Below are 17,894 nucleotides of genomic sequence, written 5' to 3'. Positions count from 1 at the left end.
GGGTGGAGTGCGATGTCTAGTTTGATGCATTTATTTGTGGGGCCGGTTGCTGCTCATGAAATAAAAATAGAAAATAAGACGCGGCATACAATCATGAATACATACTTAGTGAGCGGAAACCAAAGTGAGCAGGGGTATGATTTTCAAATTGGAGAGAAGAGAAGTTTATATCTTCCTGCCTCTAACTCTAAGGCTTGTGAACTGAAATTTACGATTTATGGCGAGGAGTACCGTTTTCCATTACGGGAGAAAATGGATACGTATAATCAGGCGCCAATCGTGGTTAATATTGTGACAGATGGGACGGCTAGCTGGATGTTGAAACATATAGGGAACAGCAGAATAAAGCGATTTGGAAAGATTCTAAGTTGATTTGGGGAGTGGCTTCGCTCTCGCTTGTGTTCTTCATTCTCTGGCTTATACATGCATTCTAATGGTTATATTAGTTAATCTGAATTCGTTCTTTACACAGTTTTATTAATTTGCTTTTCATGTTAAATGATTCTTATTGAAATATCCACGTTAGCCTCGTATAGTTAAGGCAGACGTGGTTTTTTAATTTGCTCGTAGTGGCACGCAAGTTGGGCGCCAGACGGGCTTTTTTGTGTTTTTTGAACGGTGCGCGTGTTAATTAAATCACAAGTAAAGCCCCACGTTGTACAATCGGGTAACAAGATTTTGGGATGAAAGCGTGTACAATTTTTGTGGAAGGCAATTTATAATAAAAGAGAACAGGAGGGATAACATGTATTTGGATGAAAGGAGCAATTTGTTGTTAAAAGAGATTTTGCGGCATCCTAATATATCAAATACCAAGCTGCAAGAAAAGTTCGGATTGACTCGTAGGCAGGTGGATTACAGCTTTCAGAAAGTAAATCATTGGCTAGATGAGCAAGCCTATCCAAAAATTCATCGGTCGGCAAATGGGCGTTTCGTTGTAGAACCCGATCTGTTTCAGTTAGTCGAAATAAATGCGAGTGAAAAGGAAGGTGACGCATATATTTTATCCGAGAAAGAGCGGATAAGCTTGATTATTTTAATGCTGGCTACGAATCGAGAGGAATTGTCGTTAAATCATTTTATTAGTGAACTTGAAGTTAGTAAAAATACAGTTTTGCGGGATTTGAAAGGTGTGCAGGCGATATTCGATACATTTCGCTTGGAGGTTCATTATTCGCGGATGAAGGGCTACCAGATTCGAGGGGATGAGTGGAACCAGCGGTCGGCTTTGATTTATGCGGCGCAACATATTATTGCGAGCTATCACGGGGAGCAGTTGTTGCGACATTTCATGCAGATTGAAGCGAGCCAAGTGGACAAGATTAGAGATCAGTTGGTTGCTGTGGAGGTACGGCTAAACTTGACGTTTATTGATAACAAAATGCAGATTTTACCTTATATTCTGGAGAGTATTTTCAGGCGAATTCGGGCTGGACAGCGGATTACGACGGAATTTTTTATTGATTTTAATGAGCTGTCGGATACGCAGGAATATGGCGCGGTGCAGTTGTTGATTGAGGATGAGCCGTATATTTCGAAGACGGAGCGATTGTATATTTCGTTGCAACTATTAACGTCGAATGTGTTACCAAATAGTGATTTGACGAATGAAGCGTCGCCACGTTTGAAAATGGCGGTAAATAAAGTGCTAAGCGAGTTTGAAAAGAAAGCTTGTATTCAATTTGTAGACAAAGAACAGCTTTTGGAAAAATTATTTGCGCATATTAAGCCAGCATATTACAGGATTAAATATCATTTGACGACGGATTACAGTCTCTTGGATAAAATCGATCAGGAATTTCAAGCGGTACATTATATTGTGAAGCAATCTCTCAAGCCGTTGGAAAATTTTATCGGGGCTAAGATTCCAGAAAACGAGAGTATTTTCATTACACTGTTTATTGGTGGGCATTTGATAGATACGACAGAACGGTTGCAGACGCGACTGAAGGCAGTAGTTGTTTGCCCGAACGGATTGTCGATTTCGCGCTTGATGGAGAAGACGTTGCGGAGTTTGTTTCCCGAAATTTTTTTTTTACCAGGCGATGTCGATTCGGGAATTCGAGCGGACGAATGTGCGGTATGATTTAATTTTTTCAGCGGTGCCTTTGAAGACGGAGAAGAAGATGTTCTTGATTAACCAGTTGATGGGGGAGCAAGAACGGTTGGAGTTGCGGCGGCGTGTGATGCGTGCAGTTTACATGATTGGTGAAAATGGTGTGAGCGTGGAACAGTTAATACGCACGATTGAAAAACATGCCACGATTTCAGATAAAACGAGGCTCGCCAAGGCGTTAGCGGATTGTTTGACGCAGCCAATGCAAGCCACGGAGCGCTTTGTAGGTGAGAAGAAACAATTGGCGGATTTATTACCAGCAGAAATGATTCAATGCGTCCAGTCAGTGACGGATTGGCAAGCTGCAATTAGGGTGGCTGCAGAGCCGTTACTTCAAAAAGGCGCGATTTCAGATATGTATATTCACGAAATGATTAAGCAACACGCGACACTTTCTACTCATATTATTTTGCGACAAACCATTGCTATTCCTCATGCGGAAACTGAAAAAGGCGTGAACGAACTTGGAATGAGCTTGCTTTATATCGATGAAGGGTTGGCGCTTTCGTCAGGCGGACGGGTACACGTTGTCGTCGTCATTGCGGCCGTTGATAAAAATGCTCACTTCCAGGCGTTACTGCAATTGATGGAACTTGCTGGACATAAAAAAAACATTGAAGAAAATCGCGAAGCAACAAGAACCGCAAAACATCCATCAAACGATTCAACAATTCATCATGGAACTAGCGAAAAAAGACACGGAAGATATGAAATAACGAAAAGGGAGGAATGGGAATGGATTTAACACAATTCATTACAAAAGACATGATTTGGGTGCAGACGCCTTGCCGAGATCAGGATGCGCTTTTTGAAATGGTGTCGGAACGTGCGGCATCGCAAAATAGAATCAGTAATCAGTTTTTAGAGAAATTGACGGAGCGGGAAGCGGTGTTTCCGACGGGGCTACAGCTGGAGCAGTATGGTGTGGCGCTACCGCATACAGATCCAGAATGTGTCACGGAACAATTTATTGCGGTTTTGACAAGTGAGCCAGGGATTCGCTTCAAACAAATGGCGGACGCAAGCCAAGAAACAAGGGCGAATTTAATTTTTGTGTTGGGGCTAAATGAACCGCACAGTCAGCTGGCAGTTTTGCAACAATTAATGGGTGCAATTCAAAATGAGAAACATGTCAAGGAACTTCTTGCGGCGAAAAACGAGGATGAAGTCATCGAAACGTTATCGCAAGTTGTATTACATTTGAAGGGTGAGGAAAAATTATGAGTAAAAAAGTATTGGTAGCATGTGGAGCAGGAATCGCAACGTCGACGGTAGTTATGGATCGTGTGGAGAACTTATTGAAAGACAATGGTATCGATGCAGATGTTCGCCAAATTAAGATTGCTGAGGCAGCGTCATTGCAAGACGGCGCGGACTTAATTGTTTCTACAACGATTTTGCCAACAACGTATAGTGTGCCGACATTGATTGCAACGGCGTATATTTCGGGGATTGGTATGGAAGAACTGGACGATGAAATTTTGAAATATTTGAAATAAAGAGAGAGGAACGAAGGCTCTAGCGCTGGACGGAATTTCGTGTGCTAGAGCGGATGTTCTGCCATTTTAAGGAGGAGAAAAGGGTATGGATAAGCTGTTAGATGGTGTGCAGTATGTGTTGAATCTGGGGCCGACGGTTATTTTGCCAATTGCGATTATTATTATCGGGATGATTTTCGGGACAGGTTTTAAAAAGGCATTTCGCTCGGGGATTACGATTGGTATTGGGTTTGTAGGTATTAATTTGGTCATTAATTTATTAGTAACGAATCTTGGTCCGGCCGCGCAACAGATGGTAGAACGGTTTGGTCTGAACTTGACAATTATCGATACGGGCTGGCCTTCCGCGGCTGCGGCTTCGTGGGCTTCTCCGGTTGCTGCGATTTTAATACCGGTTTGTTTGATAGTTAATTTAATATTAATTTTCTTTAAAATCACAAAAACATTGGATATTGATATTTGGAACTATTGGCACTTTATTGCGGCTGGGGCGACAGGCTATGTTGTCACTGGCGGTAACTGGTGGTTCGCGATTCTTTGTGCGATTTTGTATGAAGTTGCCGTACTTATTATTGCGGATAAAACGGCTCCGATGGTGGAACGTTTCTATGGTCTAAAAGGTATTTCGATGCCAACAGGTTCTACGGCGGCGTTCGGGGCGATAGGGATTCCGATCGGTTGGGTCGTTGGAAAAATTCCAGGACTACGAAAATTACATGCGGACCCTGAGTCGATTCAAAAACGGTTCGGTATTTTCGGGGAACCAATGATGATGGGCTTGATTCTAGGGGTTGCGATTGGTTTGCTGGCTGGTTATGATGTCGGCGAAATTTTGAAAATTGGTATGTCGATGGCGGCCGTTATGCTCTTGATGCCACGGATGGTAAAAATCTTGATGGAAGGCTTGATTCCAGTTTCGGAAGCAGCGCGCGAGTTTATGAAATCGCGTTTCAAAGGTCGTGAGTTGTATATTGGGCTTGATGCTGCACTTTCTGTTGGGCATCCAGCAGTTATGTCTACGGCGCTTTTGCTTGTACCAATTACGTTGTTTTTAGCTGTTATTTTGCCAGGAAATCGTGTTTTGCCGTTTGGTGATTTGGCGACGATTCCGTTTTACATTGCCTTTATTGTTGCTTCGCGGAAAGGGAATATTATTCAATCTTTGATTACCGGTACGATTGTTATCGCGTTCTCGCTACTGATGGCGACGAATTTTGCGGATGTGCATACGGCGATGATGAACGGGGCAGACTTTAAGATGCCGGATGGTGCGACGCAAGTATCGAGTCTTGATTTAGGCGGAAACTTCTTGAACTGGGCCATTTTGAAATTCTCTGAAGCTTATCAAGCACTTTTTGGAAATTAAGTTTTTTGAAAGGAAGTTAACGTGATGCGAGCAGCAGTTTTATATGAAAATAATGAAATTCGTGCGGAACAGGTGGAACAAGCAGCGTGTGGCGCGGATGAAGTACGGATTAAGGTGATGGCGGCCGGGATTTGCGGTTCGGACATTCACAAAATGCAGACGCGGTGGAAATACCCATTGCCAGCCGTGATGGGGCATGAATTTTCAGGTGTGATTGTGGAAAAAGGCGCGGATGTGGCGCATGTCGAAGTTGGAAGTCGCGTTGCTGGGATTCCGCTTGTACCTTGTGGGAAGTGTGAGTATTGTCAGGCCGGCGAGTTTTCTTTATGTGAGGATTATCGGATGGTTGGTTCGCATTTTTATGGTGCTTTTGCGGAGAATGTTGTGATGAAGGCGACGAATGTGATCGATATTGGTGACATGGATTTTGAGGAAGGCGCGATGTTGGAACCGCTTGCTGTGGCGATGCATGGTGTACTTGGAATCCAGCCTGAATTGGGTGATACGGCCGTTGTCTTTGGAATAGGAACGATTGGAATTCTCGTGGTGCAATGCTTGCAGCTGGCTGGTGTGAAGGATATTATCGCGGTCGATATTAGTGATGGGAAGTTAGCCGAGGCGCGCAAATTTGGTTGCCGTTACACGATTAACCCGCGCGAAGACAATCTTGCGGAAAAAGTACTGGAATACACAGGTGGGCGTGGTGCTGATATTGCGCTGGAATGTGCGGGTTCTAAAGTGACGCAAGAGCAATGTTTGCGCGTGACGAAGAAGAAAGGCAAAATCGGTTATTTAGGTATAGCTTACGCGGATGTACTGCTTCCAGAAGAAGCTTTCGAGAACATTTTTCGACGCGAATTGACATTGAAAGGCTTTTGGAATTCTTATTCAGCGCCGTTTCCGGGTGAAGAGTGGACGACTTCGATTGCTTTTGTGAACCAAGGCCGTATTCAGCTGAAACCATTGATTTCCCATCGCTATAAAGTGGAGGAAGTTGGCGATGCCTTCGCGATGATTCTAGGGCGCGAGGAAGACTATAACAAAGTAATGATTTTACCACAAGAGGAGTGAGAAAAGCGTGAAAGCAGTAGTAAAAAAAGAACCTGGATTTGACAAAATGGCATTGGAAAACGTTGCAGAGCCAGTGGTTTATGGTGATTGTGTCAAAATCAAGGTAGCCTATACAGGAATTTGTGGATCGGATATTCATACGTTTAAAGGTGAATATGGCAATCCGACAATACCAGTGACGCTGGGACACGAGTTTTCAGGGGCGGTGGTAGCAGTTGGACCGGACGTGAAGGACTTGAAAATTGGTGATCGTGTAACGAGTGAAACGACATTCGAAACATGTGGGGAATGTAAGTTTTGCTTAAATAAGGAATATAATTTATGTTCGCATCGGCGCGGAATTGGGACGCAGGCGGATGGTAGCTTTGCGGAGTATGTGTTGTCGCGGGAAGAGAGCTGTCATAAGCTGGCGGATTCGATTACTTATCAAGCTGCGGCGCTTACGGAGCCACTGGCCTGTTGTGTGCATGCGGCGCTTGAGAAAACGACGATTGAGCCGACAGATGTGGTGCTGATTTTTGGACCAGGACCGATTGGATTATTGTTAGCGCAAGTCGTGAAGGCGCAAGGTGCGAGGGTGATTATGGCAGGGATTACGAAGGATAGTGATCGATTAGAACTTGCTGCTGAAATCGGAATGGACCGAACGGTTGATACGATGCAAGAAAACCTAGAAGAAGTCGTGTTTTCAATGACGGACGGATATGGTGCAGATAAAGTATTTGACTGTTCAGGCGCTGTACCCGCAGTAAATCAAGGCCTACCACTCACTGCCAAAAAAGGAACATTCGGTCAAGTCGGGCTTTTCGCTGAGAAATGTAATCCAATTGACCAAGAATCAATTATTCAGCGGGAAATCACATACATCGGTAGCCGATCGCAAAAACCAAGTTCGTGGCATATCGCGCTTGACTTGCTAGCCAATGGCAAAATCGACACCGATCGAATGATTACGAAAGTTTATGAGTTAGACGCGTGGCGCGAAGGTTTTGATGCTGTCATGGCAGGAAACGAAATAAAAGTATTAGTAAAATCATAAACAAGGAGGATGGCGACATGTTAAAAACAACAAAAAAAGGACAACAAATGCCCAAAACAAAGCTGGCAGGCCCGTTTAAGCGTATCGCTATCCTTTCTAAGCAACGAATCAAAAATGGTATTGGCGTACCATTTCCGATTCGTTGCTACTTAATTATACACGATAAAGGGGTTAAATATATAGAATGAGGGTGAAAAACATGAAATTAACAATTGGATGTGACCATGGCGGCCGCAGGTTAAAAGATGCTATCGTGGCACATTTAGCGAAACAATATATACAAGTAGCGGATATTGGCACATATAGTGATGCTAGCGTCGATTTTCCATCTTACGCAGAAGAAGTGGCACATCAAGTGGTTAGTGGCGAGGCAGACTTGGGTATTCTATGCTGTGGAACTGGAATTGGCATGTCTATTGCAGCCAATAAAGTGGCAGGAATCCGCGCGGCAGTTGTCTCTGATTGTTTCAGCGCCCAAGCGACACGTGAACATAACAACAGCAATATTTTATGCCTTGGGGAACGCGTGGTTGGCGAAGGTTTAGCTTTACGAATTGTCGATACTTGGCTAGGCGCTACTTTTGATGGGGAACGACACGAACGCAGGTTGCAAATGATTACAGAACTCGAGCAAAAAAACGAAATGTGAGGTGGGAACAATGTTTTTAGACACAGCAAATGTCAAAGAAATAGAAGCCATGCAAGTTTTTCACTGGTTAACTGGAGTCACAACTAATCCGACGCTTTTAGCAAAAGAAATTGGGAAGTCACGCGCCGTTATTTCCCGGGAAATATTATCGATTCTTCACGATGAGCAACGTCTTTTTGTTCAGGCGACAGGTGAGACGCAAGAGGCGCTATACGATGACGCCCAAGCGATTCTCTCGCTAGACACACGCATTGCTTTGAAAATCCCAGCCGATGAAATTGGATTCCGCGTCATAACACAGCTGAAACAAGAACGGCCAGACATTGAAATTTTAGCGACAGCGATTTTTTCTGTGGAACAGAGTTACTTAGCGGCTTTAGCAGGTTGTGAATGGGTGGCGCCCTATGTGAATCGAATGGCGAATCAAGGTTTAGATGCCAAACAAGTAGTAGCAAGCACGGCGGAACTTTTCAAACAGCTTGAAGCACCGACTAAAATCCTTGGAGCGAGTTTCAAAAATACGGCGCAAGTAATAGACACGCTTTTAGCTGGGGCAACGGATGTCACGATTCCAAGCAATCTCATCCAAGTGATTATGCATAACAAATTAGCCGCCGACAGCATTCATGTATTTAATCAAGATGCGAAAGGGGAAAAAATCTGACATGGCAACACTTATTGCAGCATCAATTATGTGCGCGGACCAGTTAAACGTAGCAGATGAATTAGCAAAACTAGAAGCAGCAGGCGTAGACATGTTGCACTGTGACGTGATGGACGGTGCTTATGTGAACAACCTTGCAATCGGACCGGAATGGCTAGCCAAAGTAAAAAACGCGACCAATATCCCATTAGATATTCACTTAGCAACCATAAATCCTATCAAGCACATTGACCTTTTTGCGTCAATAAAGCCAGAATACATCTCTTTTCATGTAGAAGTTTGCGAAGATGTTCCTGCGGTGATTCAAAAAATCCGTAGCTATCACATTAAACCAGCCATTGCTTTAAATCCAGAAACGCCACTAAAAGCCATTTTACCGTACCTAAATGATGTGGAAATGGTACTTATGATGACGGTAAATCCAGGTTTTGCAGGTCAGAATTTTCAAGAAGCCGTTTTGGAGAAATTACACGAATTAAAAGCTCTGCTGAAAAACAACGCCTATGCGCCACTTATCGAGGTCGATGGCAATATAAACGCCACAACAATTGGCAAAATGAGCGAATGCTTACCGGACGTATTTGTGCTAGGCACCTCCGCCTTATTCCACCGTAATGACAATAAAGCCTATTCCGAGCGCATCGTTCAAATCTGGTCTCAAGTAAAAAGCTAAATACACATACGCGAAAAGTCATAATGAGGAATGACATCAATGAAAAACATTAGCTGAACAAACCATCACAAAATTCGACGTAGACATTCTAGTCGCAGCCTCACATCTTTTTAAGAACGCCAACCCAATCGAAGCCATTGCCAGTATGAAATAATAAGAACATGAAAGTTTTGATAAGCCTTCATGTTCTTATTTTTTTATGTAAAAAATAATGCATTTTACGCATTATTTCTCAAAAGACGGGGAATAATAAACAACGAGGTGTTGCAAAATGAAAGCAGTAGGATTATACGAATATTTGCCAATTGAAGCCGAAGATAGTTTTCTTGATGTCACGCTTGAAACGCCAAAACCAAGTGGTCATGACATTCTTGTTCAAGTACAAGCCATTTCTATCAACCCAGTCGATACAAAACAACGCGCTCCAAAAGACAAAGTCGAAACAACGCCAAGAATATTGGGCTGGGACGCAGTTGGAATCATTACAGAAATTGGAGAAGAAGTCGAGCTATTCCAAGTTGGCGATGCAGTTTATTATGCAGGAGATGTTACACGCCAAGGCAGTTACGCCGAATTCCAATTGGTTGATGAACGATTAGTTGGACTAAAACCGAAGAACTTGTCTATTGAAGAAGCAGCTGCCATGCCACTCACGCTTATTACTGCATGGGAAGCCTTGTTTGACCGAATCCGACTTATTCCTGATGCGGATGCAGGCAAGAACATTTTGATTATCAATGGTGCTGGCGGGGTCGGATCAATCGCGACGCAACTTGCTGTTTGGGCGGGACTTGAAGTCATCACAACGGCATCACGAGACGAGACGGTGAACTGGTGTAAAGAGCAGGGTGCGACGCATATTATCAACCATCGTGAAGCCCTTTTGCCACAACTAAACGCACTAGGTTTTGCGAATGTGGACTATATTTTATGCCTACATAATACAGATGCCTATTGGGACACGATGCAGGAAATTATTGCACCAGAAGGCCATATTTGCTCTATAGTAGAACTTGAAAACCCAGTAACCATGAGCCTTATCAAAGACAAAAGCGTGACGGTAAGCTATGAGTTCATGTTTACCCGCTCCAAATACGATACAATAGACAAAGTCAGACAACACGACATCCTAACAAAAGCCGCTCAACTTTTCGAAAATGGTTTTTTAAAGTCGACATGGAACCAAACGCTCCAGCCGATGAATGCCGCGACAATCAAAGAAGCACACCGCATTATCGAATCCGGCAAATCCATCGGAAAACTAGTAGTGAAGGGATTTGAATGACATGACAGAAAAACGAATCGATTTATTTATCGCAATGAGCTTAGACGGATATATCGCTGACCAAATGGGTAGCGTCGGATGGCTGGAAGAAATTGAAGGAGAAGGTGACAATGGCTACACGGCCTTTTTAGACGAAATTGATACTGTCGTGATGGGGCACACAACCTATAAGCAACTGTTCACACTCACCGACACTTTCCCGTATAGCAAAAAACACGTCTATGTTTTTTCCAACGAAAAAGCGGGTACAAAAGACGCATATGCAGCGTTCGTTAACGGCTCCGTTGAAAACTGGCTAGAAACAACAGAAGGCAAAAGCATCTGGCTTGTCGGTGGCGCGCAACTAGTCAAGAAATTCCTAGAAGAAAGTTTCATCGACCGCTTCATTATCACTGTAGCTCCAATCATTCTCGGCGACGGCATCCCGCTTTTCGAAAAAGGTACTCGCGAACAATTATATCTCGAAGAAGTTACCCAATACGGCCAATTCACACAAATGACTTATCGCAAAAAGGAGTAATGAATCATGAAAATTGCAACTTTTGATGTTGACGTACAAAAAGGTTTTACACCACTTTGTCCAGACGAATTACCCGTACCAGAAGGACATCTCATCGTCCCTGAACTACAGTATATGGCGAGTTTCGGAACGATTCGCATCGGTAGTAAAGATGCCCATCCCGAACAAGCCGTCTGGACAGTTACAAGCCCCGATGAGATGCTGGCACCACTCACATTTCCTGATGCAGATCTCACTTGGGTAAAACATTGCGTCTCAGGTACGACCGGATTTGAACTACTAGACGGCATGCCGCACCCTTCCGATTACGATTTATTCGTTTGGAAAGGTATGGAACCCGACCTACACCCATACGGCGCATGTTATCACGATATTCGCGAAAATTTATCAACAGGAGTCATTGAATTTTTGCGAGAAAAAGAAGTGGACCTTGTTATTGTTGGTGGTTTAGCATTTGATTTTTGTGTAAAGACGACGGTGGAACAGCTTTCACGAGCCGGTTTCGCGGTTGTTGTCTATTTGCCTGCGACGCGTGCTTTGACAGAGCGCGGTTATCACGACACAGCAGCGCATCTTGGAACTTTAAAAAATGTCAGGATAGCCAAGGACCGAGCTGACTTAGCTACGTATCGCCAATTTTAATTTAGGAAAGAGGCGAGACGAATGAAAAGAATTGGAATGTTTCCAAGCATGGTTATTTTTTCGACAGTTGTTTTAACCTTAGCAACGTACCCACTCTTACCAAGCGAAGTAGCGGTACATTTTGGAACGGATTTTTCACCAGATATGTTCGTCCAAAAGTGGCTTGGCTTGATTTTAATTCCTTTCCTGATGGTCATGTTTACCGGTACAGAATATTATGGGAAAGAGAAGGTAAAACCCGATAATCGCTTGGAGTTTGAGTACATGTTTTATGCATTACTAATCCTGTTAGCCATTATTCAAGTAACCATTATTGCCTTTAGTCTAGGCTACGAAATACCGACCGGTCGCTACAGTCTGTTACTTGTCGGCGCACTACTAGTTCTAACAGCACTATACCTCTCAAACTCAAAAAAAGTCTTCCTGTGGCTCACCATCATCGGCTTTAAAAAGATAGACGCAAGATCACGTAATATTTTGAAAAAGATAACTGTTATAACCTTGTCTGTCGTGGGTTTCACATTCCTATTACTTGGTATTTTCATGTTCAACGACCCATCTATTTTCATGCTTGCAGCGCTATTATCGATGACAATTATAATCATCGGATCAGGCGTCTACTTAAACAAGAAATAGTACAGTTCATATTTACAACAGGTACAGTTTATGGTTTAATAAAGCCAAAGAGAAGTCTTGAAAAACAGACTAATCTTTGGCTTTTTTTCGAGGCCAAAACTAAAGGGGGACATGATTTTGCGCAAAAAAATGCTAGCAGTTCTAATGCTTTTAGGACTATTATTACTTGCCGCTTGTCAGTCAAAAGATGCAGTCAACGAAACAAAGAAAGTAGAAACCAGTACGATTCATCTGATGGAAACAGGAGAAATACCAGGAGTTAACCCAACAACCGCAGACAATAGCGTAAGTTTTCGAGCAATTAATCAAATTTACGAAGGATTATATCGTTTAGATAGAGATGGCAAGCCAGAACTCGCGATGGCAGCCGCAGAACCAGAAGAAAAGAACGGCGGCAAAACACTTATTTTTAAAATTCGCGATGACGCCAACTGGTCAAACGGAACCCCCGTAACCGCCGCTGATTTCGAATACGCGTGGAAAAAAGTCGTTGACCCAAAATCCGTCGCAGCATACGGTCCACAAATGGAGGAAATCATCAAAAATGCTACCCCCATCCTAAATGGTAAAATGGACCCTGACAAACTAGGCGTCAAAGCCCTAGACGACAAAACATTACAAGTCGACCTAGAAAACCCAGTGCCAATCTTCAAAGACTTACTAACAACCGGCACATTCTTCCCACAAAATCAAGCATTCGTCGAGAAACAAGGCGATCGCTACGCACTATCCAGCGACAACCTTATTTCCAACGGTCCTTTCAAACTAGAAAACTGGGATGCCACGAAAAAAACATGGGATTACGTCAAAAACAACAAATACTGGGACAAAAAGAACGTTAAAGCCGACAAAATCAACGTCCAAGTAGTAAAAGACACCAACCAAGCAATCAATCTCTACACAACCGATAAACTCGATCACATCGAACTAGACGGCGAGTTTGTCAACAAATACAAAAACGAACCAGAATTCCACAAAACTTTCACAGGCCGCTCCGTCTATCTGAAAATGAATCAAGGCAAAGATGGCCGAAAAACAGACTTAGCCAACCTCAACATCAGACGAGCACTAGCAATGTCCATCGACAAACAAACAATGGTCGACCAACTTCTAGCCAACGGTTCATCTGCCCTGAACGGCAATGTCCCAGCTAAAATCATGTTCGACCCAGAAACCAACAAAGACTTTCGCACACAAAATGGTGATTTACTGAGTTACAACCCAACCGAGGCGAAGAAGTATTGGGAAGCGGGTCTCAAAGAAATTGACAAAAAAGACCTAACGATTGCCCTAACAGCAGGCGATTCCTCCCTACAAAAACAACAAACCGAATTCATGCAAGACCAGCTACAAAAGAATCTGCCAGGCTTAAAAATCAACATTAAAACAGTTACACAAAAAGCAAGTTTCACAGCAGACGTAACCCAAGACTACGAAATGCTTCTGGGCGGCTGGAGCGGTGATTATTCCGATCCATTAACCTACCTGAACCTATTTCTAACAGACAGCCCAGGAAACCACACAGGCTTCTCTAACCCCGAATACGACAAACTCGTTTTAGGTGCCAAAGGAAGTCTATCCAATGACCCAGAAAAACGCTGGCAAGCATTACTAAAAGCTGAACAAATTTTGCTCAAAGATAATGCCGCACTTGTCCCACTTTACCAAGGTGGTCGCGCTTACATGCAACGAGACACGCTAAAGAATTACATCATGTACCCAATTGGCTCCGAAAATTACAAATGGATGTCAAAAAATAAGTAATATCAAGAATACATTTCAAACCTAGGAAACGAGTTTGGAATGTATTTTTTTGCGGTATAGAATTTATATGCGTAAATCAATAGGAATTTAGTAAGGGGTGGTTTCCATGTCAAAAACCATCATGTATATTACAGGTTTTTTTCTCATTTTTTTGATTCTTTTTTCATTACCGAATAATACACAAGCAAGCGCTGTACCACTAAGTCAAGGAACCACATCAGCAATCGCCACACAAAACGCAGTTACCCTCCAAAATGCCATCAATCAAGCCTCCACATCCGGCAAGAAACAAGTGACTCTCCCAACAGGTACATTTTATATTAACGGCAAAATCATTTTAAAATCACATATTCTTTTACAAGGAGCATCAGCATCTCCAGCAGCGACAAGGCTCACAATGAACAATGCTTCGATGACAACTGACACCACCGCAACAAGTCAAGAATCCGCAACAGATATAACCCTCCAAAATTTCACCTTGCAATACAACCCCAACATGTCAAAATACAACTACCTAACCAATCCAACCAATTTCTACAAAGACAACCTACTAAACATAGGACAAATAACGCCTTCTGAAAGCAACACAGGCTATAAGCCAGCCCACAAAAAGGCCTTAAAAACGAATATTAAAATCAACAATATGATTCTAAACGCCAATCAAGTAGGACTAGCAGTTGTCAACATAGCGAAAGCCGAAAACATCACAATCAACAAAACCCAAGTCCTCAATTCTGGATTGCAAAGTGGCATTACAATGACTTACACATCTAATGTCAAAATCACCAACAATACCGTCAAAAACATCGGCAGAGCAGGTATTGTTCAATATTACGGTAACACCAATTCCTTGGTTGCTGGCAATAAAGTCATAGACTGGATGCAACGTTACGGTAGCTATCATTACGATGCCGTCAAAAAAAAGTGGCCAAACACTAGACAGTATGCAAGACGCAGCAATCGACAGCTACGGCCCAGCCAACCAAACTACAACAATCACAAACAACCAAATCAATCTGTCCACAGCAGCCGGCAAAGTCAACCCCAATAACCCGCTAATCGCAAAAAAATGGCATCTAAAAACAATCCCAAAACTACACACGCTACACAGCTTTCCGAGCAAGCGGCGCCCAATACATGATCTACCAAGGAAACACAGTGAATATCGACAGCCCCAACACATTCGCTTTTTTTAGTACCAATATGCGTAAAAACAATACCTTAACACGACCAAAAGGCATCACTGTCATCGGCAACCGCTTCACATCACGAAATATTGACTATCCATTCCGTGTTTTTGCAGGAATTAGCGATTCAAATACAACAAACGGCATCACAATATCCACCAACACTATTCAAATCCTAGGCAGCATCAACAATTATTACCGCACCCTCATAGAAGTCCGCGAAGTCCCAATAATCTTCAATGGCAAAACAAGCTACTACACCACCGATTTGCTCTCCGTAACAAACAACAAAATCCAAAGTAAAAGCATAGGCACCCTAGTCACAGGAGCATCCATCAGTAAAAAAGACACACTAAAACTCCTGTTCCTAAACAATAACACATTAAACGGCAAAACCTATCAAATATCCCGAAATTACATTGGCACAACATTAAAAGCCCCATCCTACAAAAACAACGCATTACAAATTCCCATCATCTGGAACGCCGACGAAACCAAAACAAAATACATCCGCGTCACGAACCTATCGGGAAAAGCAATCACATCCGAAATAGCACTCACTAAAACCAAAAGCCCAACCATCACTTTCAAGACAAAACTCCCACGTGGAAATCTTATCAAAATCCAAATATCCGAGGTGAAAGGCAACTACACCAACGCTAGCACCGTATTTTTCAAAGTTCCATAAAAAAATTTTAAAAAGCTCTTGTAATCGTTTTCAGGATATGATATAGTAAACACATCGCAAAGGATTGTTACCAATCTTCGGGCATTACCTAAGCTGATTCGTGGGATACACATGTATTCTTCCATGAAACGGTTTGGGTTTTTCTTTGTGCAAAAATAAGGTTAAGAAGGAAGGTTTATCAAATGAAATATGAACAACTAGCGAAAGATATTCTGGACAAAGTTGGTGGAACCGAAAATATCAATAGTGTATTTCATTGTATTACAAGATTGCGTTTTAAACTGAAAGATGAGAGTATTGCGAAAACAGAAGAACTTGAAAAAATGGACGGCGTTATTTCCGTACTTCGAAGTGGCGGACAATACCAAGTAGTTATTGGTAACCATGTACCAGATGTATATAAAGCAGTACTAGAAGTCGGTGGCATTTCGGCTGAAGGTGCAGAAAATTCAGGAAATGACAGCGGAGGTAATCTTTTCAACCGATTCATCGACATGATTTCAGGCGTATTTACACCAGTTCTAGGCGTATTAGCCGCAACAGGTATGATTAAAGGTTTTGCATCGATGTTCTTAGCGTTCGGATGGGTCACACAAACCTCTGGAACATATCAAATTCTATATGCTATTGGGGATGCGTTATTCTACTTCTTCCCAATCTTCCTAGGTTACACAGCCATCAAAAAATTCGGCGGCAACATATTCGTCGGGATGGCAATCGGGGGAGCACTCGTTTATCCAGCATTAGCAGGTTTAACAGCAGGCAAACCGATGTACACACTATTTGCAGGAACGATGTTTGAATCACCAATTCACATCACATTCCTAGGCATTCCAGTAATTCTAATGAGTTACGCATCATCCGTTATTCCAATTATCCTGGCAACATTCTTTGCCGCAAAAGTAGAAAAAGGTCTTAAAAATATTATTCCAGACGTAGTAAAAACATTCTTAGTGCCATTCTTTACATTATTAATTGTTGTTCCAGTAACATTCATCGTTATCGGGCCAATCGCAGTGTGGGCTGGTGACCTACTTGGACACGGAACACTATGGGTTTACAATCTTAGCCCTGTCATTGCAGGTCTATTGCTTGGTGGTTTCTGGCAAGTATTCGTTATCTTCGGACTTCACTGGGGTCTTATCCCGGTCGCTATCAACAACTTGACAACACTTCACGCAGATCCAATTTTAGCGATGACATTCGGGGCATCATTTGCCCAAATCGGTGCCGTTCTAGCTGTTATGTTAAAAACAAAAAATCAAAAACTCAAAACATTGGGCTATCCAGCATTCATCTCGGGAATCTTCGGTGTAACAGAGCCTGCGATTTATGGGATTACATTACCACTTAAAAAACCATTTATCATGAGCTGTATCGGTGGCGCGGTCGGTGGCGGTATCATTGGCTATGCAGGCGCACAAGGTTACATCATGGGTGGACTAGGAATCTTCGGTCTTCCAAACTTTATTAAACCAGGTAGCCCAATTGACAGCGCATTCTGGTGGGTAATTATCGCAATCGTAGTCAGCTTTGTTCTAGGGCTAATTTTAACATACGTATTTGGCTTCAAAGATCCAGTAGAAGCGAGTGCTGCAACTGCTCCAGTCATTACAGAAGGCGAAACATTAATCGAACATGAAGTACTAGTATCACCATTACAAGGCGAACTTATTCCACTTGTAAACGTTAAAGACGAAGCATTCTCATCAGGCGCACTAGGTAAAGGCTTAGGAATTGTGCCAACAGAAGGTAAACTATTCGCTCCAGCAAGCGGAACAGTCACAATGGTGTTCCCAACAGGCCACGCACTAGGCATTACAACAGATTCTGGCGCAGAAATTCTAATGCATGTCGGCATGGACACAGTACAACTGGAAGGTAAATATTTCAAAGTACACGTAAAACAAGGCGATAAAATCACACAAGGCCAACTGCTTACAGAATTCGATGTTGAAGGAATTAGGAGCGAAGGCTACGACATTACCACACCAATTATCGTAACAAACACAAATCAATATCTGGACGTAATGGTTGTCGATGAAGCAGAAGTAAAACCAGGCGACCGCGTTATAACATTAGTTATCTAATCAAA

18 protein-coding genes and 1 pseudogene are annotated in these 17,894 nt (G+C 42.8%); all 19 read left to right on the top strand.

The annotated features are described in order from the left end of the window. The first annotated feature begins 12 nt into the window (after positions 1 to 12). The 19 genes and pseudogenes from PRIP_RS04370 to PRIP_RS04285 all read left to right on the top strand — a co-directional run bounded on the left by PRIP_RS04370 (position 13) and on the right by PRIP_RS04285 (position 17,889). Positions 13 to 372 (top strand): hypothetical protein, encoded by a 360-nt coding sequence (locus PRIP_RS04370; protein ID WP_149023751.1) that lies wholly within the window; start codon positions 13 to 15, stop codon positions 370 to 372. Between the two features lie 373 nt (positions 373 to 745). Further along, positions 746 to 2,832 (top strand): annotated as a pseudogene (locus PRIP_RS04365) (BglG family transcription antiterminator). Positions 2,833 to 2,851: 19 nt separating this feature from the next. Continuing rightward, the gene (locus PRIP_RS04360) at positions 2,852 to 3,340 is read left to right on the top strand and encodes a PTS sugar transporter subunit IIA (RefSeq protein ID WP_036099747.1); all 489 of its coding nucleotides are present in this window, start codon (positions 2,852 to 2,854) and stop codon (positions 3,338 to 3,340) included. After that, entirely contained in the window at positions 3,337 to 3,615 is a 279-nt protein-coding gene (locus tag PRIP_RS04355; protein ID WP_036099745.1) for a PTS sugar transporter subunit IIB, read from the top strand. Before PRIP_RS04360 ends, PRIP_RS04355 begins: the two co-directional genes overlap by 4 nt. An 85-nt stretch (positions 3,616 to 3,700) precedes the next feature. Next, on the top strand, positions 3,701 to 4,981 hold the full coding sequence (locus PRIP_RS04350; RefSeq protein WP_036087958.1) for a PTS galactitol transporter subunit IIC: 1,281 nt from the start codon (positions 3,701 to 3,703) through the stop codon (positions 4,979 to 4,981). Between the two features lie 24 nt (positions 4,982 to 5,005). Continuing rightward, entirely contained in the window at positions 5,006 to 6,052 is a 1,047-nt protein-coding gene (locus PRIP_RS04345; RefSeq protein WP_036099743.1) for a galactitol-1-phosphate 5-dehydrogenase, read from the top strand. A 7-nt stretch (positions 6,053 to 6,059) separates the two neighbouring features. Then, complete coding sequence (locus tag PRIP_RS04340; protein WP_036099742.1) at positions 6,060 to 7,091, top strand: zinc-binding dehydrogenase; 1,032 nt, start codon at positions 6,060 to 6,062, stop codon at positions 7,089 to 7,091. 17 nt (positions 7,092 to 7,108) lie between these two features. After that, the gene (locus PRIP_RS17105) at positions 7,109 to 7,279 is read left to right on the top strand and encodes a hypothetical protein (protein ID WP_159101514.1); all 171 of its coding nucleotides are present in this window, start codon (positions 7,109 to 7,111) and stop codon (positions 7,277 to 7,279) included. Between the two features lie 11 nt (positions 7,280 to 7,290). Beyond that, a complete protein-coding gene (gene rpiB / locus PRIP_RS04335; protein WP_036099812.1) occupies positions 7,291 to 7,740 on the top strand; it encodes a ribose 5-phosphate isomerase B in 450 nt (149 codons plus the stop codon). Between the two features lie 10 nt (positions 7,741 to 7,750). Next, positions 7,751 to 8,404, top strand: coding sequence for a transaldolase family protein (locus tag PRIP_RS04330; protein WP_036099739.1), 654 nt, complete (start codon positions 7,751 to 7,753; stop codon positions 8,402 to 8,404). 1 nt (position 8,405) lies between these two features. Further along, complete coding sequence (locus tag PRIP_RS04325) at positions 8,406 to 9,077, top strand: ribulose-phosphate 3-epimerase (RefSeq protein WP_036099738.1); 672 nt, start codon at positions 8,406 to 8,408, stop codon at positions 9,075 to 9,077. Between the two features lie 271 nt (positions 9,078 to 9,348). Next, positions 9,349 to 10,362 carry a zinc-binding alcohol dehydrogenase family protein gene (locus tag PRIP_RS04320; RefSeq protein ID WP_036099736.1) on the top strand — a complete coding sequence of 338 codons (1,014 nt, stop codon included), beginning with the start codon at positions 9,349 to 9,351 and terminating at the stop codon, positions 10,360 to 10,362. A gap of 1 nt (position 10,363) precedes the next feature. After that, positions 10,364 to 10,882, top strand: a complete 519-nt coding sequence (locus tag PRIP_RS04315; protein WP_036099734.1) for a dihydrofolate reductase family protein — start codon at positions 10,364 to 10,366, stop codon at positions 10,880 to 10,882. Positions 10,883 to 10,888: 6 nt separating this feature from the next. Further along, the gene (locus tag PRIP_RS04310) at positions 10,889 to 11,524 is read left to right on the top strand and encodes an isochorismatase family protein (protein ID WP_036099732.1); all 636 of its coding nucleotides are present in this window, start codon (positions 10,889 to 10,891) and stop codon (positions 11,522 to 11,524) included. A gap of 21 nt (positions 11,525 to 11,545) precedes the next feature. Next, positions 11,546 to 12,160 (top strand): DUF1648 domain-containing protein, encoded by a 615-nt coding sequence (locus tag PRIP_RS04305; RefSeq protein ID WP_036099729.1) that lies wholly within the window; start codon positions 11,546 to 11,548, stop codon positions 12,158 to 12,160. Positions 12,161 to 12,289: 129 nt separating this feature from the next. After that, a complete protein-coding gene (locus tag PRIP_RS04300; protein WP_077912900.1) occupies positions 12,290 to 13,924 on the top strand; it encodes a peptide ABC transporter substrate-binding protein in 1,635 nt (544 codons plus the stop codon). Between the two features lie 106 nt (positions 13,925 to 14,030). Then, positions 14,031 to 14,975: a right-handed parallel beta-helix repeat-containing protein gene (locus PRIP_RS04295; RefSeq protein ID WP_036099726.1), complete on the top strand. Its 945-nt coding sequence runs from the start codon at positions 14,031 to 14,033 to the stop codon at positions 14,973 to 14,975. Positions 14,976 to 15,061: 86 nt separating this feature from the next. Then, positions 15,062 to 15,799: a hypothetical protein gene (locus tag PRIP_RS04290; protein ID WP_036099724.1), complete on the top strand. Its 738-nt coding sequence runs from the start codon at positions 15,062 to 15,064 to the stop codon at positions 15,797 to 15,799. Positions 15,800 to 15,981: 182 nt separating this feature from the next. Further along, a complete protein-coding gene (locus tag PRIP_RS04285; protein WP_036099723.1) occupies positions 15,982 to 17,889 on the top strand; it encodes a beta-glucoside-specific PTS transporter subunit IIABC in 1,908 nt (635 codons plus the stop codon). The last annotated feature ends 5 nt before the right edge of the window (positions 17,890 to 17,894 follow it).

This window comes from Paenilisteria riparia FSL S10-1204 (genome assembly GCF_000525995.1).
In the GTDB taxonomy this organism is placed as follows: domain Bacteria; phylum Bacillota; class Bacilli; order Lactobacillales; family Listeriaceae; genus Listeria_A; species Listeria_A riparia.
Note: the sequence above shows the minus strand (reverse complement) of the source record. Positions and strands in the feature narration are given on the sequence as shown.